This window comes from Taibaiella chishuiensis, assembly GCF_003014535.1.
Classification (GTDB): Bacteria; Bacteroidota; Bacteroidia; order Chitinophagales; family Chitinophagaceae; genus Taibaiella; species Taibaiella chishuiensis.
The window spans coordinates 42,337-66,417 of record NZ_PYGD01000001.1; the positions used below are offsets into that span (position 1 = coordinate 42,337).

The 24,081-nt window shown below is 50.0% G+C and carries 23 protein-coding genes and 1 tRNA gene; 11 read left to right on the plus strand and 13 right to left on the minus strand.

Annotated features, from left to right (window positions below):
- Nucleotides 1-47: 47 nt before the first annotated feature.
- Both B0I18_RS00180 and B0I18_RS00185 read right to left on the minus strand, forming a co-directional pair.
- Entirely contained in the window at nucleotides 48-770 is a 723-nt protein-coding gene (locus B0I18_RS00180) for a pyridoxine 5'-phosphate synthase (RefSeq protein WP_106520633.1), read from the minus strand.
- 128 nt (nucleotides 771-898) lie between these two features.
- Nucleotides 899-1,396 (minus strand): RNA polymerase sigma factor, encoded by a 498-nt coding sequence (locus B0I18_RS00185; protein ID WP_106520634.1) that lies wholly within the window; start codon nucleotides 1,394-1,396, stop codon nucleotides 899-901.
- Nucleotides 1,397-1,621: 225 nt separating this feature from the next.
- On the opposite strand from B0I18_RS00185, the gene B0I18_RS00190 reads away from it, so the two are divergent.
- The 5 genes from B0I18_RS00190 (at nucleotide 1,622) to B0I18_RS00210 (ending at nucleotide 6,535) form a co-directional block, all read left to right on the plus strand.
- Nucleotides 1,622-2,263, plus strand: coding sequence for a DnaJ domain-containing protein (locus tag B0I18_RS00190; protein ID WP_106520635.1), 642 nt, complete (start codon nucleotides 1,622-1,624; stop codon nucleotides 2,261-2,263).
- Between the two features lie 107 nt (nucleotides 2,264-2,370).
- On the plus strand, nucleotides 2,371-3,837 hold the full coding sequence (locus B0I18_RS00195) for a glycoside hydrolase family 10-like protein (RefSeq protein ID WP_181358267.1): 1,467 nt from the start codon (nucleotides 2,371-2,373) through the stop codon (nucleotides 3,835-3,837).
- Between the two features lie 64 nt (nucleotides 3,838-3,901).
- Nucleotides 3,902-4,471: a thymidine kinase gene (locus B0I18_RS00200; protein WP_106520637.1), complete on the plus strand. Its 570-nt coding sequence runs from the start codon at nucleotides 3,902-3,904 to the stop codon at nucleotides 4,469-4,471.
- A gap of 36 nt (nucleotides 4,472-4,507) precedes the next feature.
- Nucleotides 4,508-5,536 carry a Holliday junction branch migration DNA helicase RuvB gene (ruvB, locus tag B0I18_RS00205; protein WP_106520638.1) on the plus strand — a complete coding sequence of 343 codons (1,029 nt, stop codon included), beginning with the start codon at nucleotides 4,508-4,510 and terminating at the stop codon, nucleotides 5,534-5,536.
- 213 nt (nucleotides 5,537-5,749) lie between these two features.
- Nucleotides 5,750-6,535, plus strand: a complete 786-nt coding sequence (locus B0I18_RS00210) for a T9SS type A sorting domain-containing protein (protein WP_181358268.1) — start codon at nucleotides 5,750-5,752, stop codon at nucleotides 6,533-6,535.
- Nucleotides 6,536-6,606: 71 nt separating this feature from the next.
- Here B0I18_RS00210 and B0I18_RS00215 read toward each other — a convergent pair whose 3' ends face one another.
- Genes B0I18_RS00215 through B0I18_RS00225 form a run of 3 tightly spaced genes read right to left on the minus strand, consistent with a single transcriptional unit; the run spans nucleotide 6,607 to nucleotide 9,085 of the window.
- A complete protein-coding gene (locus B0I18_RS00215; RefSeq protein WP_181358269.1) occupies nucleotides 6,607-7,089 on the minus strand; it encodes a gliding motility lipoprotein GldH in 483 nt (160 codons plus the stop codon).
- A gap of 37 nt (nucleotides 7,090-7,126) precedes the next feature.
- Nucleotides 7,127-8,017, minus strand: coding sequence for a YicC/YloC family endoribonuclease (locus B0I18_RS00220; protein WP_106520641.1), 891 nt, complete (start codon nucleotides 8,015-8,017; stop codon nucleotides 7,127-7,129).
- A gap of 39 nt (nucleotides 8,018-8,056) precedes the next feature.
- Nucleotides 8,057-9,085 carry a class I SAM-dependent methyltransferase gene (locus B0I18_RS00225; RefSeq protein ID WP_106520642.1) on the minus strand — a complete coding sequence of 343 codons (1,029 nt, stop codon included), beginning with the start codon at nucleotides 9,083-9,085 and terminating at the stop codon, nucleotides 8,057-8,059.
- Nucleotides 9,086-9,236: 151 nt separating this feature from the next.
- Between B0I18_RS00225 and B0I18_RS00230 the strand changes: the two genes are divergently transcribed.
- The 6 genes from B0I18_RS00230 (at nucleotide 9,237) to lipB (ending at nucleotide 14,346) form a co-directional block, all read left to right on the plus strand.
- Nucleotides 9,237-10,079 (plus strand): hypothetical protein, encoded by an 843-nt coding sequence (locus tag B0I18_RS00230; RefSeq protein WP_106520643.1) that lies wholly within the window; start codon nucleotides 9,237-9,239, stop codon nucleotides 10,077-10,079.
- 67 nt (nucleotides 10,080-10,146) lie between these two features.
- Nucleotides 10,147-11,109 (plus strand): LysM peptidoglycan-binding domain-containing protein, encoded by a 963-nt coding sequence (locus B0I18_RS00235; protein ID WP_106520644.1) that lies wholly within the window; start codon nucleotides 10,147-10,149, stop codon nucleotides 11,107-11,109.
- Between the two features lie 98 nt (nucleotides 11,110-11,207).
- Nucleotides 11,208-11,289: transfer RNA gene (locus tag B0I18_RS00240), tRNA-Leu, on the plus strand.
- Between the two features lie 102 nt (nucleotides 11,290-11,391).
- Nucleotides 11,392-12,768, plus strand: a complete 1,377-nt coding sequence (locus B0I18_RS00245; RefSeq protein WP_106520645.1) for a trigger factor — start codon at nucleotides 11,392-11,394, stop codon at nucleotides 12,766-12,768.
- A 209-nt stretch (nucleotides 12,769-12,977) separates the two neighbouring features.
- Complete coding sequence (locus tag B0I18_RS00250; RefSeq protein WP_106520646.1) at nucleotides 12,978-13,487, plus strand: calcium-binding EGF-like domain-containing protein; 510 nt, start codon at nucleotides 12,978-12,980, stop codon at nucleotides 13,485-13,487.
- Between the two features lie 67 nt (nucleotides 13,488-13,554).
- Nucleotides 13,555-14,346 carry a lipoyl(octanoyl) transferase LipB gene (gene lipB, locus B0I18_RS00255; protein ID WP_106520647.1) on the plus strand — a complete coding sequence of 264 codons (792 nt, stop codon included), beginning with the start codon at nucleotides 13,555-13,557 and terminating at the stop codon, nucleotides 14,344-14,346.
- Nucleotides 14,347-14,378: 32 nt separating this feature from the next.
- Here the strand turns inward: lipB and B0I18_RS00260 are convergent, their stop codons facing one another.
- The 8 genes from B0I18_RS00260 to nrfD all read right to left on the minus strand — a co-directional run bounded on the left by B0I18_RS00260 (nucleotide 14,379) and on the right by nrfD (nucleotide 24,068).
- On the minus strand, nucleotides 14,379-15,263 hold the full coding sequence (locus tag B0I18_RS00260) for a ChaN family lipoprotein (protein WP_106520648.1): 885 nt from the start codon (nucleotides 15,261-15,263) through the stop codon (nucleotides 14,379-14,381).
- A gap of 109 nt (nucleotides 15,264-15,372) precedes the next feature.
- Nucleotides 15,373-16,671, minus strand: a complete 1,299-nt coding sequence (locus B0I18_RS00265) for an OmpA family protein (RefSeq protein ID WP_181358270.1) — start codon at nucleotides 16,669-16,671, stop codon at nucleotides 15,373-15,375.
- A 235-nt stretch (nucleotides 16,672-16,906) separates the two neighbouring features.
- Nucleotides 16,907-18,736 carry a cytochrome c oxidase subunit I gene (locus B0I18_RS00270; RefSeq protein WP_106520650.1) on the minus strand — a complete coding sequence of 610 codons (1,830 nt, stop codon included), beginning with the start codon at nucleotides 18,734-18,736 and terminating at the stop codon, nucleotides 16,907-16,909.
- A gap of 94 nt (nucleotides 18,737-18,830) precedes the next feature.
- Complete coding sequence (locus B0I18_RS00275) at nucleotides 18,831-19,898, minus strand: cytochrome c oxidase subunit II (protein ID WP_106520651.1); 1,068 nt, start codon at nucleotides 19,896-19,898, stop codon at nucleotides 18,831-18,833.
- Nucleotides 19,899-19,975: 77 nt separating this feature from the next.
- Nucleotides 19,976-21,184: a magnesium transporter CorA family protein gene (locus B0I18_RS00280; protein WP_106520652.1), complete on the minus strand. Its 1,209-nt coding sequence runs from the start codon at nucleotides 21,182-21,184 to the stop codon at nucleotides 19,976-19,978.
- 88 nt (nucleotides 21,185-21,272) lie between these two features.
- Nucleotides 21,273-21,947, minus strand: a complete 675-nt coding sequence (locus tag B0I18_RS00285; protein ID WP_106520653.1) for a c-type cytochrome — start codon at nucleotides 21,945-21,947, stop codon at nucleotides 21,273-21,275.
- Between the two features lie 43 nt (nucleotides 21,948-21,990).
- Nucleotides 21,991-22,572 carry a DUF3341 domain-containing protein gene (locus tag B0I18_RS00290; RefSeq protein ID WP_106520654.1) on the minus strand — a complete coding sequence of 194 codons (582 nt, stop codon included), beginning with the start codon at nucleotides 22,570-22,572 and terminating at the stop codon, nucleotides 21,991-21,993.
- A 62-nt stretch (nucleotides 22,573-22,634) separates the two neighbouring features.
- Entirely contained in the window at nucleotides 22,635-24,068 is a 1,434-nt protein-coding gene (gene nrfD, locus B0I18_RS00295) for an NrfD/PsrC family molybdoenzyme membrane anchor subunit (protein ID WP_106520655.1), read from the minus strand.
- Between the last annotated feature and the right edge of the window lie 13 nt (nucleotides 24,069-24,081).

Here is a 24,081-nt window from a genome sequence, read left to right on the forward strand (position 1 = left end):
CACACTTATCAAGGCCGGGGCTGTTCTATTTTCAAAAGGCGCGTCACTTATACCGCCAGCTGCCGTTTATACAATTGTACAGTATTCTGCAGGCCCAGGTACAGGGCATCGCTGATCAGCGCATGCCCGATAGACACTTCCTGCAGGTTGGGTATATGCTCCGCAAAATATTTCAGGTTATGCAGGTCGAGGTCGTGGCCGGCATTAAGTCCCAGGCCCACTTCGGCTGCAGCCTGCGCCGCAGTGATATAGTCCTTGATCGCCGTCTCTTTGTTACTGTGGTAATTATGGGCATAAGCCTCGGTATACAGTTCTATACGGTCGGTGCCACAGTCTTTGGCAGCCCTTACCAGTTCGGCTACCGGGTCTACAAAAATGGACACCCGGATGCCTTTTTCCCTAAACACCGCAATGATGCTTTTCAGGTACTCCGCTTCGCGCAGGGTATCCCAGCCATGGTTGGAGGTAAGCTGGTCGCGGCTGTCGGGCACCAGGGTTACCTGTGTAGGCTGCTGCTCCAGCACCAGTTGCACAAAGCTGTCCTCCTGCGGGTTGCCTTCGATATTGAATTCGGTGCTTACTATTTTTTTCAGTTCGCGTACGTCGGCATAGCGGATATGGCGTTCGTCGGGCCGTGGATGTACCGTAATACCTTCGGCGCCAAAGCGTTCGATATCCATTGCTGCCTTGATCAGGTCGGGATTATTGCCACCGCGGCTGTTGCGCAGCGTAGCGATCTTATTGATATTTACAGAGAGTTTTGCGCCCATAGTTCCTAACTTTTGCCAAAAGTAAGCAATCCCCGGGAATGGCTTCCGGCGCCGGGGACCTGTAAAAAAAGAAGCCGTCCTTTTCGGGGGACGGCTTCTCTTGGGTAAAACGGCCTTCAGGGCCATTATTATCTTGTCAGTTTGGAGGACAACATTTTGCGGGCAAAATGTATCCTGCTTTTAATCGTACCCAGGGGTTCTTTGAGCGTATCTGCAATTTCCTGGTATTTATACCCGAGGTAATGCAGTTCGAAAGAAAGCCGGAAGATATCGGGCAGCCGGTTAATGGCGCCTTTAATTTCCCGCAATCCCGCGTTCATGACGCCATCATTCTGCGCTACCTTATCGGTCTGGTACATAAAGTAATCCTGTGGGGCATCGGAAGTGACCTTCGAGAATTTTTTACGACGGCGGTAGTTGTTAATGAAGATGTTGCGCATGATGGTGTACAACCAGGCCTTGATATTGGTTCCTTCCTGGTACTTTTCCCGGTTTGCCATGGCTCTGTAAAGCGTCTCCTGAATTAAATCTTTTGCTTCCTCAGTATCGTGGGTCAAGGATACTGCAACAGGTTGAAGAAAATCACTGTTTTCGACGAGCATCTGGTTAAAAATAGGTTCTGTCATAGCTTATGGTTTTTGTTTCTGAGCATAAATTTACGGAGTTTTGTTTCCCATGCAATACAACACTTAGTTAATAAATATTGTCCAAAAATTTCCCCAAATACACCTAAGCATCTAATTAACAAACGACTATAAATAAAACAACTTTTAACAAATTTTCCGTTAGGGAAATTTTTAAGTTTTTCATTAAGACAAAATTTTGTTTTCCTTAATAATAACGGGGTATTTATCAAAGACTATTACCAAAATCTTGAAGTGCAGCCCGATGCAAAACCGGAAGAGATCAAAAAGGCCTTCCGGAGGTTAGCGCATACCTACCATCCCGACAAGAACCCCGACGATCCCTTTGCCGAGGCCAACTTCCGGACGATACAAGAAGCCTACAGTGTGCTTTCCGACCCGGGAAAGCGGGCCGCCTATGATGAAGAACGCTGGTTGTCGGGCAAGATCAATGCCCGCACCGTGGTAATCAGTCCCGAATACCTGCTGCGGGAAATACGGAAACTCAACAACCATATCAATTCGGTAGATGTACACCGGATGAACAAACAATTGCTGCACGAGTACCTGCTGTTTTTTCTTACCGACGAAAAAATAGCCATTATCCGCAAACAGGCCGATGCATCTTATCTCGGGCATTTTATCCCGGCTATGCTGGATGCTACCCTGCACCTTCCTTTTTATTTTGCAGCGCCTGTATATACCCGCCTGCAGCTTGTAGCAACGGGCAGCGCGCACCTGTCGGAGCTTGTCGACAAAGCCAGGCGGCGTATGGCCGGGCAAGCCAGGCGCCAGCGTTACCTGCCCTTACTGATGGTGCTTATCACCTTATTGTTATGTATCGCGATGTACCTGTTCAGTAAAAAGTAAACACTTTTGCATACGGTGCTTCCGCCCGTTTAGCAGGCAAACCCTATCTTTGCGCCAGTTATCAATTCCGGCCTTTCGTGCGTACATACTTCTTTTCCTTTTTATTTTTGATTACCGCCTACCCCCTCTTTGCCCGGGAAACCAGCCCGAAAAGAGAGCTGCGCGCAGCATGGATCGCCACCGTCAGCAATATCGATTGGCCATCCAGGCAAGGCTTGTCGGCACAGCAGCAGCAGCAGGAATTTATCAACCATCTTAATTTCCTGCAGGGTTGCGGGTTCAATGCAGTAGTGGTACAAGTGCGCCCGGCGGCCGATGCCTTTTATGCGTCGCCTTACGAACCCTGGAGCAAATACCTCTCCGGCAAACAGGGCCAGCCGCCCTTTCCCAAATACGACCCGCTGGAATTTATGATCAGCGAATGCCATAAGCGGAATATGGAATTTCATGCCTGGTTCAACCCCTTCCGCGCCCTGGTGGCCAGCAACAGCAATCCCAACCCTGCCGATCACGCCACGCGTACGCATCCCGACTGGATCATCCATTACGGCGGCAAATCTTATTTCGACCCCGGCAATCCCGAAGCCCGCGAATATGTACTCAAAGTGATCCTGGATGTGGTGAGCCGTTACGACGTGGATGCCATCCATATCGACGATTATTTTTACCCTTACCCGGTAGGCGGTATGACCTTCCCGGACCAGGGCAGCTATGCCAAATACAATACGGGCATGAGCCGCGACGATTGGCGCCGTAACAACGTAAACCTGTTCATCTCCCAATTGAACATGATCGTGAAGAAAGAGAAATCCTGGGTGAAGTTCGGCGTAAGTCCTTTCGGCATCTGGCGCAACGACAGTAAAGATCCGCGCGGTTCGGCTACGAGAGGCACCAGCTGTTACGACGACCTGTACTCTGATGTAAAACTGTGGGCCGAAAAAAAATGGGTGGACTACCTGGCGCCGCAGCTCTACTGGGAGCGCGGGCACCGCGTAGCAGCCTACGATGTATTGCTGCCCTGGTGGAAAGAAAATATAGCGCAACGCCAGTTGTTTATAGGCCTGGGCATATACCGCATGGTCAATGCCAAAACCTACCCCTGGAACAGTCCTAACGAAATACTGGCCGAAATGCAGGCTGCGCGGGCCGTTCATGCCAACGGCTTTATTTTCTACAGCGCATCGAGCTTCAATAAGATAAAACCGGCGCTGGCCGATAGCCTGCGCCTCAGCTATTTCGGCAATATCGCCATCCCGCCCGCTACCCCCTGGCTGGATAATACGCCGCCTGCGGCGCCAACGGTAACGGTTATCTCCTCGGCGCAGGGCAATTTTGTACGCTGGGAGCAAAACAATACTGCCAACGAGCCTTTGCGCTACCTGGTATACCGCTTCGAACTAAACGAGAAGACCGACCTGACCAATTCGTCGAAGATACTGGCGCTGACCCGCAGCAAGTCGTTTACCGACAAAGACTATGATGCCGCTAAGAGTTACCGGTACGTAGTTACCGCACTGGACCGGCTCTGGAACGAAAGTGACCCGAGTAATATCGCCGCTTCCTCCACAGACTGATGCCTGCTTCCCGCGAAAATCCTTTTAAAAGAAAAGGATTAAAATTCGTTTATTTTGTACCCTGATGTTTATTGAACCTTTCAAATCGAATAATAGTGCCGGCTGGATCGAAGTGATCTGCGGGTCTATGTTTTCCGGTAAAACGGAAGAATTGATCCGCCGCCTGAAACGCGCGCAGATCGCTAACCAGCATGTGGAAATTTTTAAACCGGCTGTAGATGTCCGTTATCATGAAACCGATGTGGTATCGCATGATGAAAACCGGATACGGTCTACCCCCGTTACCGCTTCGCAGAATATACTGCTGCTCGCCGAAGATGCCGCCGTGATCGGCATTGATGAAGCGCAGTTTTTTGACGACGAATTACCCAATGTAGCCGATACCCTGGCGCAGAAAGGCGTGCGCGTAATCGTGGCAGGCCTGGATATGAACTTCCAGGGACAACCCTTTGGCCCGGTGCCCGCCTTGCTGGCCAAGGCCGATTATATTACCAAGCTGCACGCCATTTGCGTGGTATGCGGCAATATTGCCAGCTACTCTTATCGCCTGTCGCCCGAAACCTCGCAGGTAGTACTGGGCGAAAAGAACAAGTACGAGCCCCGCTGCAGGCGGTGTTACCATATGCATGATTAACACCCGGCACAGCACAAAATACCTTAATTTTAGTACATGGAATCATCTGATCTTCGCCCCAAAGGCAACCTGAGCCCGACAGAGAGAGAGTACGAGAACAGCATCCGGCCCCAGTCGATCGAAGATTTTTCGGGCCAGCCCCAGCTTATCGAAAACCTGCGTGTATTTATAAAAGCGGCAAATATGCGTGGAGAAGCATTGGACCATGTGCTCTTTCACGGACCTCCCGGCCTCGGCAAAACAACGCTGTCGCGCATTGTAGCCAACGAGCTGGGCGTAGCCATCAAAGAGACCAGCGGCCCTGTGCTCGACAAACCCGGCGACCTGGCCGGCCTGCTGACCAATCTCGAAGAACGGAATGTATTGTTCATCGATGAGATACACCGGCTGAACGTAGTGGTGGAGGAATACCTCTACGCCGCCATGGAAGATTACAAGATCGACCTGATGATCGAAAGCGGCCCCAATGCCCGGTCCATACAGATCAACCTCAGTCCCTTCACCCTCATTGGCGCCACTACCCGCTCGGGCCTGCTTACGGCGCCGCTGTTATCCCGCTTCGGTATTAAATCGCGGCTGGATTATTATAATGCAGAAGTATTGCAGCGCATCGTAATGCGTGCTGCCGGCCTGTTGCAGGTAAGAATCACCTCGGAGGCCGCTGCCGAAATTGCCCGCCGCAGCAGGGGCACCCCCAGGATCGCCAACGGGCTGCTGCGCCGTATGCGCGACTTCGCACAGGTACTGGGCAACGGCGTTATCGACCTGGGTATTACCGAACACAGCCTCAAGGCCCTTAACGTGGATGCCAGCGGGCTCGACGATATGGACAACCGCATCCTGGCTACCCTGATCGAGAAGTTTAAAGGCGGGCCGGTAGGCATCAGCAATATCGCCACGGCGGTGGGCGAAGAGGCCGGAACCATTGAAGAGGTGTACGAGCCCTTCCTGATCCAGGAAGGTTATATCGTACGGACACCGAGGGGCCGCGAGGCCACCGAAAAGTCGTACCGCCACCTGGGCAAGGACCGTGGCCCGCAGGGTATGGTCCAGGTATTATTTTAACCTACACCAATCATTATTCCGATTTCAGAAGTCATCTCTACCGGGATGACTTTTTTTTATCCTGCCGGCAGGGCAATCTCCTCAAAAGTGCAATTCACACTAATTCCCGCACTGCTTACCTAACTATTTTGTATTTTGTTGCATGAAATGCTATCCGGGAATGATGCGCCTGTTTGTATATCCCGGATAATCCGTTACAAAAAACACCCGACCATGTTTGCTAAAATTAAGATGACCTGTGCCCTGCTCCTGTTATTGTCCGGCTTCGCAACCCGCGCACAACCCGTATTTTCCATTACGACCACACCCGTCGACTCGACGACTATGGGCACTCCCCAGTATACGAGCGTCCTCGAAGTCGTTACCTATCTCGTTAACCAAACGGCTATACCCCGGAAATTAAAATGGCAGTTAATTACCGGTACTTCATCATTTGCCCCCGACTGGGAACTTATGGGCGTTGCGGATAATTACCTGGTGCGTGCGCCCGGGCCGCAAAGCCCCTTGGTGAACCACGTTATTATGGAAACCGATACGATCCAGCCCGGCGATTCTTCCATACTCAAACTCCTCGTATGGGTGCCGGATACTTCGCCCAATGGCAGCAACGGTATTTTTAAGATCAGGGTATTTGACAGCCTGCCGACCCAGGTCGACACGGCGGTATTCAGAATTTGCAAAGGCGTAGGTTGTATTTACCCGCCGATCTATGGTCCGGGGGGCGGTGGTAATACCGCCACTCCCGATATTACAAAAGGCGCAGTTGCTTTTTCCCTGTATCCTAACCCGGCCACCGGCAAAGTATACATCCGGCTGCCGGATGGTAAGGTACTGGCAGGCGCTATACGGGCAGAGGTATATGATTATACGGGCCGCCTGTTGTTGCAACAAAACGCAGGCGCCGCGATAGACCTGGAACATATACGCCCGGGTATGTACCTGGTTCGCTTATACCAGGGCGATCAGTACCTGGGCTGCCGTAAATTAAACAAACAGTAAACAGTTTTGCAAACAAGAAGGCCTGTACATCATGTGTACAGGCCTTCTTGTTTATCGTTCTTTATCGTTGTCTATTCTGCCCTGCGTTCTATATTCAGCCCCACGTTCAGCACCGAGGGCAAAGGATCTTCACGCATGATCTGTTCGATGCGGATATGATATACACCGGGCTTTTTGAATTGCGGCGCCATAGCAGGGGCCAGGGCCACTTTGTGCTCCCAGATGCCGCCCATACCCCGTCCCAGCCATTTGCCTTCGGCATCGGCCAGGCCGATCTCGGCCCGCGACATATGCCGGAACGTACTGTCGCCCGGGCCTTTTACATTAAGCCGGATCCAGAGATTGGCATTCGGGTAAGCCTCATCGTGGCGCACCAGGAAGTAAAAGGCATAGGGGGAAACGGTATCGGTGATATTGATACTGAATTCAGGCTGGAAGCTGCTTTTCCAGGCAGCCTTGGGTATGCCTTCCTGTTTCTGGTAATAAGGCGATTTGATACCGCAGGATGCAGCGGCCAGCAAAAGGCAGAAAAGCGTAAGCGTACGTAGTTTCATTCCCTGTTTTAAATAAGTATGATCGGTATTCGCAAAATTAGAGCACATTCAGGACTTGTTCTTTGGCTTTTTCCAGGCCGTCTTTCATATTCACCACAATCTTCTGGATATCGGCATCGTTGGCTTTGGAACCCAGGGTATTGATCTCGCGGCCTACTTCCTGCAATACGAAGCCCAGTTTTTTACCGGCGCCGTTGTCGTCGCCCTGTGCGGCCAGGTCGGTAAAGTAAGCGCAATGCGTGCGCAGGCGTTGTTTTTCTTCGGAGAAGTCGATCTTTTCGATATAAAAGATCAGTTCCTGTTCGAGCCGGTTGATGTCGATCCGTTCTTTTTCCATCCACTCCTGCAGCGAACCGTTGATGCGCTGGCGGATACGGTCGATACGGGCCGGTTCGTATTGCTCTACTTGTTTCAGCAGGGTCTCGATATTGGTAATGTTCATGAGCAGGTCCTGCGCTATGGCCTTACCTTCCTCTGCGCGGTGCTGCATCAGCTGTTCTGCCGCTTCATTGATCAGTTTCCTGATGGCCATCCATTCCGCTTCGGGCAGGCTGTCGCTTTCGGCGGCCACCACTTCGGGCATCCGCATCAGGGTGGTCATGATCTGGTCGGGGCGGGCGCCGAACTCCAGCTGCAGGTCATCTGCAATCGCCATCATCGCATTGTAGTAATAGCGGGCCAGCTCGGTATTGACCTGCATGGGTTTGGCGGCGCCATCCTGCTTGATGGTTACCGTAAGATCGACCGTACCTCTTTTCAGGATACGCATCAGGTCGTTACGGATATCGGCTTCGTATGCTTTAAGCAAAGGCGTAAACCGGTTGTTCAGTTCGAATTGTTTCCCGTTAAGCGACTTTATCTCTACCGTTACCTGGCGACTGCCGGCTGTTCCCTCTGCACGGCCATAGCCGGTCATCGAATATATCATGTGCTCTGTTTAGTTTGTTCCGAAAAACGAAAGTATCTATTATTTCTTTTCGGCGATAATATAAATGAAGGCCGTGGTCTTCAGACCCGCCTTATCCCCCAGCAGTTTGCCCACTGTATTCATAACTTTACCTACGGTGTTTTTCAGCCCGCTTTTGTTGTGGGTATCCCAAAAGGCCGGGATAACGGACACCTTGTACCCCTTAGGGCCGATTATCTTTTGATAGTCGCTTACGGGAATGATATGCTCCGACCATAATCCGTTGGAGGGATCGCAGGTATTGGAGTAATGCAATCCCGGATCGGGCAAGGTATTATGGGTTGCGTACTGGTCGATGGCCTTGTCCAGGTCGTGCATGGCCAGGCCCCGCGTAGCTGCGGCCAGTTGCTCCTGCTGCGCTTCGGTAATGCCCGGCAGCCGCTTACGGATAAGCGCTTTACGCTGTGGCAGGAAGGTCAGTTCGGCTTTGCGGTGCAGCCTTTTATGAAAGACCAGCATGGCCGGGTTGTGGAAATTGGCCGTGGTAGAAAAGTAAATAAGCGCCTCTGGCTGCCCCTTGGCCATATCGCCGTAAAAGTCGTCGAGATCGTAAATGTGCTCGACTACGTTACGGCTGAGGATAATGTCGCATTCTATATGCTTGTCGCGCAATACGCGGATGGTTTCTTTATGATCGCCGGTAATAAATAGAGAAATGGGAATAGCCAGGTACTCGGCCATTACCCTTGCGCCTTCGGTCATTTCGGGTATGATATCGTTATACACCACCGTTTTACAACCGATCATACTGGCCAGCAGGAACAGGCTACCCATGCCTGCACCGTAATCCATGATCACCAGTTCGGAAACCGGTTTATTTTTCAGCTTGATGGAACGGTAGAGCAATTCTGCAGCGGTTTGCACCGAAAAGAACTTGCGGTCGTTATGCCTTCCTTCGTAGTAGTCGCGGGCCAGGTCCGGGAAGGGCAGGGTATCGACCGGGAGCGTCGATATTTTATGATACAGGATGCGTGCTTGCGCCTCGATAAGCAGGGCCAGTTCATCTTCCTGCTTTAAAAATTTATCCATGACTTTAAAAATAGAGCGCAATATAACTAAATAAGCGCCCATTTCGGGAACCCGTCCCCATGTTTCTAAAATTAGCGTTAAAGTAAAAGCATTTCCCTGATATCCAATTCAATAAATTCATAGCTTTACTGATTCAAAAACACAGCCATTTATGAATCTGAAATCTCTTGCCGTAACCAGCGCGTCTGTGGCCCTGCTGGCCCTGACTGCCTGTAACAATGGCGGCTCCAATACTACCGAAGCACCTACCGATACTACTGCAGCCCAGCAACCCGCTGCACCTGCCGGTCCCATCACCATCAAACCGGTAGCGGGCTCACCCGAATTCCCGGATGCACAGCTCGGTATTAAAAACGTAAAAGCAGAACTGCAGGGCTCCGACTCGGTAAAGATCACCATCGACTATGATGTAAAGAATTACGAACTGAAGAGCCAGACCAGCGATGCCGGCACCAAAGCATGTAACAACTCCAAAGACGGCCAGCACATCCACTTTATCCTGGACAACCAGCCCTATACCGCGCTGTACGAGCCTACACGCACCTTTACTGTGGCCGTTAAATCGGAGCACTACCTGATGTCGTTCCTGTCGCGCTCCTACCACGAATCCATCAAAACGCCGAAAGCCGGTGTACTGTACCATTTTTCCGTAGACGAAAAAGGTAAACTGAGCAAACTCGAAATTCCGAAAACACCAATGATCTTCTACAGCCGCCCTAAAGGCGAGTATGTAGGCCAGGACACCAAAAACCTGCTGCTTGATTTCTATGTGTATAACACGACGCTGGGCGCAGACGCCAGCAAAGTAAAAGTAGACGTAAACGGCACAACTTTTGATATTGATAAATGGCAGCCTTACTTTATCGAAAACGCGCCTATGGGCGATGTAACCGTTAAGGTACAGCTGACCGACAAAGACGGCAAGGCCATCGAAGGCGTAAATACTTCGGTAAGCCGCAGCGTTAAGCTGGCCGCCCAGGAGCCTGTAAAATAATGCTTCTCATCGTTAAACATACTGCGGTTGGGGTGTTACATACAGGCACCTCAACCGTTTTTTTATTATGACCAGACACTACCTGCTTTCCGCATTGCTCCTGCTCTTATTCTTTGTGCCGGCAAAGGCCCAGGATACCCTATGGGTACAGCAGCAGGACAACAAGCCCTACCTATCGCACAGGGTCCGGAGGGGCGAAAACCTGTTCCTGTTGTCGCGGCGTTATTCCGTACCGCCCGCCGTACTGGCCGACGTCAACGATGTCAACTACCAGGACGGGCTCGTAGCCGGCTCGCGCTTCCGGGTACCGATAGACAAGTACAACTATATCCGCATCGAAAGTATGGTAGACAGCAGGGCGCTGTACTACCGGGCAGAGCCGGAGGATAACCTGCATAGCATAAGCCGTATGTTTAACGTATCGCAGGGCACCATACAACGCTGGAATCATATGCAGGACGCCGACGTAACCGGCGGCGACGTATTGCTGGTAGGCTGGATCGCCTACGACAAATCGCAGCAACCATTTATAACCGCAACGGCCGCTGCCGCCGATACCCCTGTGGGCAGGGACACCAAATCTACCAATGTAAAAACGCTGCCCACCGTAAAAACCGGGAAACCCGTACCCGCCCCCGTACCGGTGCCGCTGAACAAACCGGTAAACGACAGTGCCGGCAAAGCGACAGCCATATCCACGCCGGAAGAAGAGGAAAGCCATGCGCTTGCCCGCCAGTTTAAGGAGGAGGACCAGGGCGGTCCCGTAACGGAAGAGTCGGGAGCGGCCGTGTTCTATACGCTGAAAAGCGCGGCAGCAGGCGTTTACTACGCCTTTCACAACAGCGCCCGCAAAGGCTCTGTAATCAAGGTGCTGAACCCGGCAAGCAACAAAATGATCTACGCAAAAGTGATCGGTCCCCTGCCCCAGCTTAAGGAATACCACAATGCCGTTCTGGGGCTCAGCAGCAATGCGATGAAGACCCTGGGAGCACGCGACCGGCGCATGTTCTGCAAGCTGAAATACCGGTAAAATACGGCCCGGACGGCCTGCGCAGGAATTTAAAAAAAATATAACCGTTTTTACTTTTTATCACAAATTCCCGTACTTTTGCAATCCTTTTTGGAATAGCGGGTGTGGTGAAATTGGTAGACACGCTAGACTTAGGATCTAGTGCTGCGAGGCTTGGGGGTTCGAGTCCCTCCACCCGCACAACGATGAAAAATCCCCGCGACAGCGGGGTTTTCCGTTTTCAACGAAGAGATATACTAATTAGCAATATAGCAAGATAACCTTTTAAAAAATACAAAAACTATGGCAACGGTAACTCGTGAACCCATCGGTAACTTACACGATAAACTGGTCGTAAAACTTACAAAAGAGGATTACCTGTCTTCTTTTGAAACCGCGTTGAAACAATATGGTAAAAACGCGAATGTACCCGGTTTCCGCAAAGGCAACGTACCATCCGGTATGATCAAGAAAATGTATGGCCAGTCTGTATTCGTGGATGAAGTGCTGCGCAGTGCCAACCGTGAACTGGAGAACTACCTGAAAGAAAACAAACCGGAGATCTTTGCCCAGCCCCTGGCTATCGAGAGCAACGATCTTAAATTTGATATGAACAACCCGGCTGAATTCGATTTCGCATTCGAAATAGGATTGAAGCCTGACTTCGAGGTAACCCCGCTGAACAAAAAAGGCGCTATTACCCGTTATAAAATTGCAGTAAGCGACAAACTGGTTAACGACGAGGTAGAGAACATCTCCCGCCGTGCCGGTAAAGTAGAAAACCCGGAAACTTTCGAAAAAGATACCGATATCGTTTACGCTTCCTACGAAGCCTGCGATGCGGAGGGTAATGTAGCCGAAGGTACCGCTAAAACAGAAGACGTAGTAACCATCGACCAGATGCCAAAAACACTGGGCGAACAACTGCGTGCGAAGAAAGCAGGCGAAACCATCGTGTTCAAACCTGTTGAAGTATGCACCGAAGAAGAGCTGGCCGACTTTATGAAAAGTGCGCTGCGTAAAGACGCCGCTGACACCGAAGCTGCCAACTGCTACTACCTGCTTACCCTGACCAAAATCGGTCGCCTGATCCCACGCGAACTGAACGCCGACTTCTTCGCCGAAGCATTCCCCAATGCGGATGTTACCGACGAAGCTGCTTTCCGTGAGCGCGTAAAACAGGAACTGGAAAAAGAAACCGAACGTATCGCTAAAGAGCGCATCCAGAACGAACTGTTCGAAACACTGGTGCACGAAACACCGATCGAACTGCCGGTAACCTTCCTGAAAGCCTGGATGAAAAAAGGCGGCGAGCAGGTTAAATCCGACGAAGAAGTAGAAAAAGAATTCCCGTCCTTCGACCACCAGCTGCGCTGGACCCTGATCTCCGACAAACTGGTTCGTGAAAACGAAATCCAGGTATCTTACGACGAGGTTATGGAAGATATCAAAGCCAAGGTAATGGCTTACTTCGGCCTGCAATCGGCTGACGACGCGCCATGGATGGATTCTTACATGGAGAAAATGGCCAAAGAAGAAAAAACCATCGACGAAACGTATCGCAGGCTGTTGTTCGACAAACTGTTCGACAAACTGGAAAACGTAATGGAAGTGAAAAAGGAAGAGATCAGCGAGGAAGAGTTTTCCAAACTGGCCCCTGCACACCACCATCATCACTAGTCAATCCGTTCCCGGCATAGCCGGTAAATACAGGCGGGCAGCTCATTACGGGCTGCCCGCTTTACTTTTGTACCGGCGCATGCAGGCTCTTTTACACGTACAGCAAGGTGTTTCAATTATTTTTTTATGACGTTTCATTTTTTTTTGTATCTTGAAACCAATTTCTGGTAAACACTAACATTATAGGCTAAACACTTTACACGCTTTTTATGAAAAATTGGAAATCCTTACTGATTACCGTTTTTGGCTTTTTCAGCATTGCCGGCATGCTTTTGCTCAACTCCTGTACCCAGGATCCCTGTACGGACCTGGTGTGCCAGAATGGTGGCGCCTGCAGCGACGGCTTTTGCCAATGCCCTACCGGCTTTGAAGGCGCCGAATGCGAGATCGAGGCAGCCAATCGTTTCGTAGGTAAATACGCAGGTTCTATCCGCTGCAATAATTTCCCGATCCAGGCCGATACCGTGACGATTGAATACGTATCCAAACCCAACCAGGTCATCCTGAAAATGGGCGCCGGAACTACCTCTGTACTTTCTTTTACCGGTACTGCTCAAACACCCGAAACTCATTTTGAAACCCGTGTAATGCCCGGTGTAACCGTTCATGCCTATGTTACCGTTGATGGCGGCCTGCTTGCCGTATACCTCGAAACTATCAACGACCAGGTACACACCCGCCAGATCTGCCGCTTTTCCGGCATAAGGCTACCCAACTAATATTTACCGATATCCCTATAGCGATATTGCATAGGCTGTACCCCGGCGGTACAGCCTATTGTTTTTTATGACTAAATTTGCAGACAGCCCGGAAAAAGGCTGTACAAAAGCATCGACGATGAATGTACTTTTTGAAGACCTGGGAAAGATAGAATATGGTGCAGCCTGGGACCTGCAGGAGACTTATATGAAACAAGGCCTCGATATCAAATCGGCCCGGTTTAACCAGGAGGCCGGCGGCATTACCGAACAGGCGGCCATTCCCCACTACCTTTTCCTTTGCGAGCATCCGCATGTATACACCCTTGGCAAAAGCGGCGTACCCGAAAACCTGCTGATCAACGATCAGCGCATGAAAGACCTCGACATCTCGTATTATAAGACCAACCGCGGCGGCGATATTACCTATCACGGCCCGGGACAAATGGTAGCCTATCCCGTACTGGACCTCGAACAGATCTTTACCGACCTGGGCCGTTATATGCGGTCGCTGGAAGAAGCCGTGATCCTGGCGCTGGCAGAATATGGCATCAGCTCGGGCAGGCTCGAAGGCTCGACCGGCGTATGGCTGGACGCCGGCATTCCCGGTAAAGCCCGCAAAATATGCGCAATGGGCGTACGCAGCAGCCGTTGGATCACCATACACGGGCTGGCCTTAAATGTAAATACCCAGATGCAGTACTTCGATTATATCGTACCCTGCGGCATCAGCGATAAAGGCGTAACCAGTATGCAACGCGAGCTGGGCCGGGAAGTGGATATGGAGGAAGTAAAGGCTTTATTCCTGAAAAAATTTGAACAGGTATTCGGGCTCGGTATCGTAGCCCTCACCGATAAAGAAAAAGCAGAGGCTATTTAGTCCTCTGCTTTTTGTTGCTGATACGTTTATGCTTATTCTTCTTCCGTTTTTTTAACTGCCGGCCGGGTTACGATAATATAATCGGCAAGCGGGGCATAAGCAGCCCAATCAGGCGCTGCAAAGTCGGCAGGAGCAAAGGTACTGATCGTTGTTACTTTCTTCTTATAAACGCGCTCCAGGCGGCCCGCAAGGCCACTGTGGTATTCGCTGTGGAAGCGGCCGTTCATCTGGAACACAACGGCATGTTTGTTTTTCTTCATGGCTTCGGCAATCGAATAAGACATGGTCGCATCCCAGAAGTTTTGCGACTGGTAGAGGTTCATACCCGGTGTGGTATGCCCGCCCATGGCTTCCAGGAACTTGTCGTAATAGATACCGGTAAGCGTATCGACCGGCAAGGGCGCAATATATTTCTTCTTTACTTCCTTGCTTAGGCCATCGAGCGCTCCCAGCCCCTTACGGGTAACCAGGTTGGTATAACGCGAAGGCGCGTTGGCTGCAATTACGGGCAACCCGTGCTCTTTGGCAAACTCTACGGTAGGCCTGTAGTCACTCTTATAAGTATCCCATGCACGGGCCTCTTTTATAAAATTCTTCTCGCTGATCTGTCCGGCCAGGTATTCGTCTACGATATACTGTACATCGCGGTGAAACATTTCCATAGATAATACCAGGTCTTTACCGAAACGGCCTTCCAGGGCGGCAAAGATATTGCGCTCCAGCAGGTGACCGATCGAGTCGTCATGCTGTTCGCCAAAGATCAGGACCTGTCCGGCGACTACGTCTTTAACGATATCGTCAATGGTTACTTCTTTTTTAAGCGTGGTACTGTATACTTTATAATCGACGCCTGCAGACTGGGCGAATACAGGGGTTAAAGCGCAGGAAAACAGGATCGGGAGGAGGAATGAACGCATACGGGTAGTGAATTTGATAAGGACCGCAAAGGTAGGTCAATCGGGACAAAAAAAGCGGCAAACACGATTGTGTTTGCCGCTTGCTCATTCCTGTGTGTCCGTGGAATGTTTATTTCAATTTAAGATCCATTTCTACGCGACGGTTCTGTGCACGTCCTTTAGCGGTCTTATTGCTCGCTTTAGGCACGGTATCACCATGTCCATCGGCCTCGATACGATTGGCGTCGATGCCTTTGTTTACGAAGTAAGCTTTTACTGAATTAGCGCGCTGTTTAGACAGTTCCAGGTTCTTGGCTGCATTACCGGTATTATCGGTATGGCCATCGATGGTCATGTAGTAATCAGGGTATTCGTTCAGGATACTTACGATCTCGTCGAGTACTTTATTCGAAGTTTTCTTGATCGCTGCTTTACCGGTTTCGAACTGTACCGCTGTAGCTGCGAAAGACAGGCGTTTCTTCACTTCTTCTTTTACTTCGGGGCAGCCTCTGTTGCTTGCAGGACCGGCAACGGTCGGGCAACGGTCTTCTTCGTCGTTTACGCCATCACCGTCAGAATCCGGTATCGGGCAGCCTTTGTAACGCGCCAGGCCTGGTACGGTAGGACAGGCATCGTCATCATCGTTCACACCATCGTTATCGGTATCAGGTATAGGGCAACCGTTGTATTTGGCTACACCAGCCACGGTAGGACATTTATCGACCTTATCGGGTATACCATCACCATCGGTATCGGGACAGCCGTTAAACTCGGGCTTACCGGCCACAGTCGGACATTCGTCGGAAACATCTGGTGTACCATCACCATCAGTATCTACAGGAACCGGTGGCGGCGGCGGTGTTTTTGGTTTGCGGGAACCGATAGAGGTGGCAAAACCTAAAGAATAAAAGGTATTATTATCCAGTTTGGTATCCTGGAAACTGAAGCGATAATTGCCCTGCAGGAACACATAAGCCTCGCTGGCTACGTTCATCTGTATACCGATACCAACAGGGGCATAAGGCACAAAAGAACCGCTGTAGCGGCCTACGCCCACACCTGCAGACAGGAAGGGATTGAAGAGGTGGTCGTCGCTCAATGCCCTGAGGTGCAGGGAGCCTTCGAGCTCGTGACCGATATGCGTGTTGGCCTCGCGCTCCGGCAATGCGTAGTCGGTGAAGACGGCATTATAACGGATCGACAGGTCGAGGTTATTGGTAAGTCCCTGCCAGAACATCAACGAGGCGCCCATATCCATTTTACCGATTTGCGGGATGGAAGCGGAATAGTCGGTAATATTCACCGAAAAACCGATCAGCGATCCTTTCTTTTTGGAGGCAAACAAAGATTCTTTTGGGGTATCCTGGGCAAAGGAGGTCAATGCCAGGGCTGATAAAGCCAGTGCGGAGGTAAATTGTCTGATTCTCATAGAGGACATTTTAAGTTAGAAATATATGAGGAGGGTACCTGGATTTTATAACCTGATATTTCACTCGATGCTAACTACAAAACAATAATCATGCCAAACAACTCATTCATAGCAAATCTAATACTTTAATACAATTTTACAACCATTTACCCATAAATATATTTCAGACTGGCGCAAATGCAATAAGGGAGCGCTTTTCAGCACTCCCTTGTATTTTCAAAACTTATTGATCTGATTAATGCGCTTCTTCTCCGGGCTTCAGCGGAACGGTTTGCGGAACGAAGTCGTTACCATTACCGTCATCTTTGAAGTCATAAGGCCAGCGGTGTACTTCAGGAATATCGCCTTCCCAGTTACCGTGACCAGGATGGATAGCCGTAGTCCACTCGAGGGTAGTAGAACCCCATGGATTCAACGAAGTTACTTTGCGGCCTTTGAAGATGCTCACGAAGAAGTTGAATACGAACAGCAGCTGTGTGAAGAACACTACGATTACCACAACACTGATGAAAGCGTTCAGGGTACCGAATTGTTTGAAAGACTCCCAAGCGCTGTAATCGTAGTAACGACGCGGCATACCGGCAAAACCTTCGTAGTGCATCGGCCAGAAGATCAGGTAAGCACCGGCCAGGGTTACAAAGAAGTGGATATAACCCAGGGTATTGTTCATGAAGCGGCCAAACATCTTGGGGAACCAGTGGTAGATACCGGCAAACATACCGAAGAAGGCGCTCACCCCCATTACCAGGTGGAAGTGGGCAATTACGAAGTAGGTATCGTGCAGGTGAATATCGAGTGCAGAGTTACCCAGGAAGATACCGGTAAGACCACCAGAGATAAACAGGGAAACAAAGCCCAGGGCGAACATCATCGGTACGGTAAACTTCAGGTTGCCACGCCAGATGGTCGTCAACCAGTTAAATACTTTAATGGCCGAGGGGATTGCGATCAGCAGGGTAAGCAATACGAAGATACCACCCAGGAACGGACTCATACCGGTTACGAACATATGGTGCGCCCATACTACGAAGGCCAGTACGGTGATACCTGTAAGGGAGATGATCATCGCCAGGTAACCGAAGATCGGCTTACGGCTGTGCGTAGAGAGGATCTCAGACGCCATACCCATACCCGGCAGCATTACGATATACACTTCGGGGTGACCCAGGAACCAGAACAAGTGCTGGTAAAGGATAGCGGAACCACCGATATGGGGCAACGCTTTACCACCGATAAAGATCTCAGATAAGTAGAAGCTGGTACCGGCGTGGCGATCGAAGATCAGCAGTACGAAACCGGACAGCAGTACAGGGAAAGACAGTACACCCAGTACAGCGGTGAAGAACAGGGCCCAGATGGTCAGTGGCATACGGGTCATCTTCATACCTTTCACACGCATGTTGAGGATGGTAGTAATATAGTTAAGACCGGCCAGCAACTGGGATACTACGAATAAAGCCATCGCGATCAGCCAGAGGTCCATACCGACACCGGAACCGATAGACGCTTCTTTCAGGGCGCTCAACGGCGGATAGGTCGTCCAGCCACCTGCTGCAGGTCCTGTTTGCACGAACAGGGAAGCAAACATGATGATACTGGAGATAAAGAAGAACCAGTAAGAAAGCATGTTCATGAACGGCGAAGCCATATCGCGGGCGCCGATCTGCAGCGGGATCAGGAAGTTACTGAAGGTACCGCTCAAACCAGCCGTAAGTACGAAGAATACGAGGATCGTACCGTGCATGGTTACGAGGGCATAATAGAATTCGGGAGTAAGTTTACCGCCTTTAGCCCAGTGACCCAGAAACTTCTCCATAACGGGGAAAGTATCTTCGGGGAAACCCAGCTGTAAACGGAAAAATACGGAGAACAAAGCACCAACAATGGCCCATATAATACCGGTGATCAGGTATTGCTTAGCAATAACCTTATGGTCCATGCTAAAGATCCACTTATTAATAAAATGCTGTTCGTGATGCTCATGGCCATGGCTGTGACCGTGTCCGTGTGAATCAGGGTGAGCGTGCGCTGCATGCGCGTGTCCGATTGTTGCTTCGTTACTCATTTTATTTTTATGTTTCTGCCTGCTCTGTGCAAAGAAGGCATTCCTTATTGGTAAAAGAAAATACTATGATCGTAAATTATCTCGCGTTATTCGATTAATGGGTGCTTGCAACGGTTGCAGGGGCAGCTTTGGTTGTGTCAGCCGCTGGAGCCGCGCCTTCTGCTGCGGGCGCCGGCGCTGCAGCTTTCTGCTGGCCTGCATAATAGGCCGGTTGTTTGCCGATCCACTCTTTAAATTCGGCTGCGGTCTGTACTATTACCGTACCTCTCATAGAGTAGTGACCTTTACCACACATCTGGTCGCAGGAGATTTCGTAGACAAAGTTAGGATTCTTTGTCTTAGCTTTCATTTCCTCGGTAGTAAACTTAGGGGTAAACCACATCGTAGTCGTGATACCGGGAACGGCATCCATCTTCATACGGAAGTGTGGCAGACCCACGTCATGAATTACGTCGCGGGAGTTGATCACCAATTGTACGTTACGTTTATCAATGATATGCATTTCACCGTTTTCGATGATAATATCGTCTTTACTGGCAGGGTCGTTCCAGTCGAGGCCCAATACATTGGTCGCATCGTTGGTCAGGCGGTAATCCCTTTTACCGAATACGCCATCAGGACCAGGATAACGGATGATCCAGTTAAACTGCTTGCCTACGATCTCCACTACGAGCGAATCTTTAGGAGCGATATCGGTCATGGTAAACCAGTTTTTCAGACCAATAACAACCAGTACAACGAGCGCCAGGGCCGGAACTGTTGTCCACAGGATCTCCAACTTGTTGTTGTGCGAGTAGAAGAAGGCTTTCCTGTTTTCGGTAGACTGGTAACGGAAGATGAAGTAGAACAGCAGGATCTGTGTAACAAAGAACACGATACCGGTCATTACCAGGGTAACAAACAGCATACTGTCATAATTATCCCCCTGAACAGAAGCTGACTCAGGCAGCATTTTGTCCATCAATTCTACGTGGCATTTATAGATGCCGATCATTCCGAGGACGAAAAAGGCGACCATCAACCAGGCCATCAGGCGGTTGGTTTGTCCTTTAACCTTTTTTTCGTCTCCCCTTAAGATAGTAGCTAACTCACTGGCTTTTGCAATCTGATAAATGACGATAAAAACCAGTACAACTAAGGCGGTAATAATTAATCCCGACATGCTTATTATATTTTATACCCTATTCCCCCCGGAGGGGCTATTATTGTTTAATATTACTTGTCAATTTGCTTCAATCCTTAGCTTACGTGGATCAGTGTTTCCTTCAACAACGGGTTGTTTACCGGGATAACGTTTGCTTTAGAGATCGTTTTGGCAACAGCCAGCATCAGGATACCGATAAAACCGGCAGGGATACCCATTTCATACCAGCTCATGTGCCAGTTTTCCTGCATCGGGCCAGGCATGGTCATTACATAGAAGTCGATCCAGTGACCGAAGATGATGGTCATCGCCATAAACACTACGGTGAAGTAGTTGCGTTTGCTAGGACGGGTCATCAGGATCAGGATAGGCATTACAAAGTTCAGCACCAGGTTGGCAAAGAAGAAGAAGCTGTAAGGGCCCTGCATACGGATCTTGAAGTATGTTGTTTCTTCCGGCATGTTGGCGTACCAGATCAGCATGAATTGTGCAAACCACAGGTATGTCCAGAAGATACTGAAGGCGAACATGAATTTACCCAGGTCATGGATGTGTTCTTTGGTAACGATCTCGAGGTTGCCCCTGTTTTTCAGGAATACAACGAACAGCAGGATCAATGCCATACCACTTACGAAAGAGCTTGCGAATACATACCAGCTGAACAAGGTAGAGTACCAGTGTGCATCGATACTCATAATCCAGTACCAGGGCACAGTGCTCATCATGGTTAAGGCGTATACGAAAAGGAATGCACCACTCAGGGCTACCATTTTCCAATAGATCTTGGTGCTGTTGCGCGGGGCTACTTCCTGTGCCAGGGACATAGCGCGGAATTTGCGGCCGAACCAGCTCCAGAGGGCAACAGTAACGATAGAGAAACCGGCAAACATGCCTTTGTTCAGGAACGCTGATTTACCTTCCAGCACTTTATCGCCGTGCGGGTGTACCCAATGGAAGATCGGGTTATGGTCGCCCAGTCCGAATACGATGCTGAACAGTACCACCAGCGCGATCACGCCGAATATCCATACGTTGGCGCCAATGGCTTCCGGTACACGACGATAGGATACGATCCAACCGCCCTGCGCCAGACCGGCAGCAGCCTGGATAAAGATAGAGGCCGCGGTGATGAACAGGAAGAAAACGCTGTTTTGTAATAATACTATCCAAAACCGGGTCTGATCGTGTTCGTTTCCGGTAAGCAGCCCGAGTAAGCCGCCCAAAAGCGTAGCTATGCCGATGACCAGCAATACTATTCCAGTATTTCTAAAGCGGGATGGCACTTCAAAACGTTCCGTAATCATAATATTTAGATGCTTCGCTCTTAAGGAGCATGTTTATTTTAATGTATGCTATTTTAATAACCGGCCGCCTTGCGGGGCCGCAATGGTATTAGTGCTTTGCAGCTGTGGCTGTATCTTTTACCGCTGCAACGGCTTCAACTTTCTTGGCGGTATCTACTGCAGCTGCGGTACCGTCGGCGCCCATGGTAAAGGGAGCGCCACCGTTTTTGGATTGTACCTGTTTGATGTAGGCGATGATCTGCCAGCGCTGTTTTACATCCAGCTGGCTGGCGTAAGAGCCCATCATATTCTTACCGTACACGATAGCGTGGTACATTTTACCTGAAGGCATATTGATATAAGCAGCGCCGCCTTTCAGGTTGGCAGGCATAGCCGCAAATTTACCACTTGCATACAGCGGACCGTTACCGTCCATATCGGAACCATGGCAGATACCGCAATAGATATTGTAGATACGCTGACCCTCTGCCAGTTCTTTTTCAGAGAACTTGTAGGGCGACTGCAACGCAGCATAGGCTGTCGTATCGGCTTCTGTAAGGTGATCGGGTAAAGCATGCCCCCTGGCGATAGTGCCGGAAACGGGGTCCTGGCTGGTAAGCCCGTTAGCGGTTACAGGGTTGGTGGTGTAAGCATCATATGCACGCGAGTAGGTCATATCCGGCGCATAGTTCTTGCCCGGATTACGACGGATACCGCCGCTGTTACAAGCTGCTATAAATGCTGCTCCTGTTACTATCAGTGTTACTAAATATTTTTTCTTCATGTCAATTTATTCAATAATAAGCTCGCGCTCATCAGAAAATTTACTATGCAAGTTGTTGTTTTTGATACTCTTCTTCTTTATCCCAGCGGCCATACCACCAGCCTTCTTCGGCTACCTGTACATTGGTTTCGGTAGCGCCCGTGGTTTTCAGGAAATCGATGATCTCGAGTTCTGCAGCCGGATCGGTGATTTCGATCGCTACTACAAACAGGTCATCAGTCTGACGCGGATGGAAGATATGTTTCTTAACACCAGGCATAATCTGGTTGAGGTAGCAATAAGTCAGTACCATACCTACTGCGGCAAACATTACGGTCAGCTCGAAAGTGATCGGGATGAAGGCAGGCAATGCGAAGAAAGGTTTACCACCATAGTTGATGGACCAGTCTTTGGTAAATACCCAGCTCATGAAGCTCAGGGCCGTTGCGGTACCGGTAATACCAAAGCAGAAACCGGCAACGTGCAGGTCCGACTCTTTGTGCCCAAGGGCTACATCGAGACCGTGAACCGGGAAGGGAGTATAAACATCATGCAATTTGTAACCACTATGACGAACCTTTTCCACAGCGGGAAATAAAACCGCTTCGTCGTCGTAACATGCTACTGCAAATTTTTTTATAGCCATTTTTATAAATTCAGGTATCTAAAAAAGTAATTTGAAAAACACGATCCGTTGCAATGCCGCGCTTAGTGGGCATGTTCAACTTCGTGGATAAATTCCGGCACGGACATTTCATCCAGGCGCTTCATTTCACGTTTATAGTTATCACCGGAAGTTTTCAGCGTAAACTTGATCTCTGCAATCGCGATTACCGGGAAGTATTTGGCAAACAGGAAGAAGCAGGTAAAGAACAGGCCGAATGTACCGATATAGAAACCAAGCTCTGTCCAGGTAGGGCTGTAGTACGTCCAGCTGGAAGGCAGGTAATCACGATAGAGTGAGGTTACGATAATTACAAAACGTTCGAACCACATACCGATATTTACCACGATAGACAGGATGAAGGTAAACACGATGTTCCTGCGGAGTTTTTTGAACCAGAAGAACTGGGGGGATACCACGTTACAAGCCATCATCGCCCAGTAGCTCCACCAGTATGGTCCGAGTACACGCCATTTAAATGCCTGTTGTTCGTAAACTACCTGGCTGTACCATGCCATAAAGAGCTCGGTAAGGTAGGCCACACCTACGATAGAACCGGTCAGTACAATTACTTTATTCATAGCCTCGATATGACCGATGGTGATATAGTCTTCCAGGCGGAAGATTTTACGCACCAGTACCAGCAGGGTATTTACCATCGCAAAGCCGGAGAATACCGCACCCGCAACGAAGTATGGCGGGAAGATGGTAGCGTGCCAACCTGGAATTACAGAGGTCGCAAAGTCAAAAGATACGATGGTGTGTACAGAAAGTACGAGTGGCGTAGAAAGACCTGCAAGTACCAGGCACAGCGACTCAAAACGCTGCCAGTTTTTTGCAGTACCGGTCCAGCCGAAAGAAGCGAGACCATATAATCTTTTACGCAGTTTGGTTTTAGCCCTGTCGCGGATGGTTGCGAAATCGGGAACGAGACCGGAATACCAGAACAACAGGGAAACGGTAAAGTAGGTCGAGATCGCGAACACGTCCCAAAGCAGTGCGGAGTTGAAGTTAGGCCACAGCGAACCGCGGGTGTTAGGATAAGGTAATACGTAGAAGGCATTCCAAACACGGCCCATGTGGAAGATCGGGAACTGGCCGGCGCACATTACCGCAAAGATCGTCATCGCTTCCGCTGCACGGTTTACACCGGTACGCCATCCCTGGCGGAACAGCAGGAGGATCGCAGAGATCAGGGTTCCCGCGTGACCGATACCTACCCACCATACGAAGTTGGTGATATCCCAACCCCAGCCTACAGTACGGTTGATACCCCAGGTACCGATACCCCAGTAAACTTCCCAGAATACGGAGAATGCACCGAAACTCAGTAACAGCAGGGAAAACGCAAAGCCCATGTACCACAGCTTGGACGGCTTCTGCTCGATCGGGCGGCAGATATCCTCGGTTACCTGACCGTATGTTTTATCGCCATTGATGAGGGCTTCCCGAACGAACGATTCGTATTTTAAATGCATAACTAATATGGTT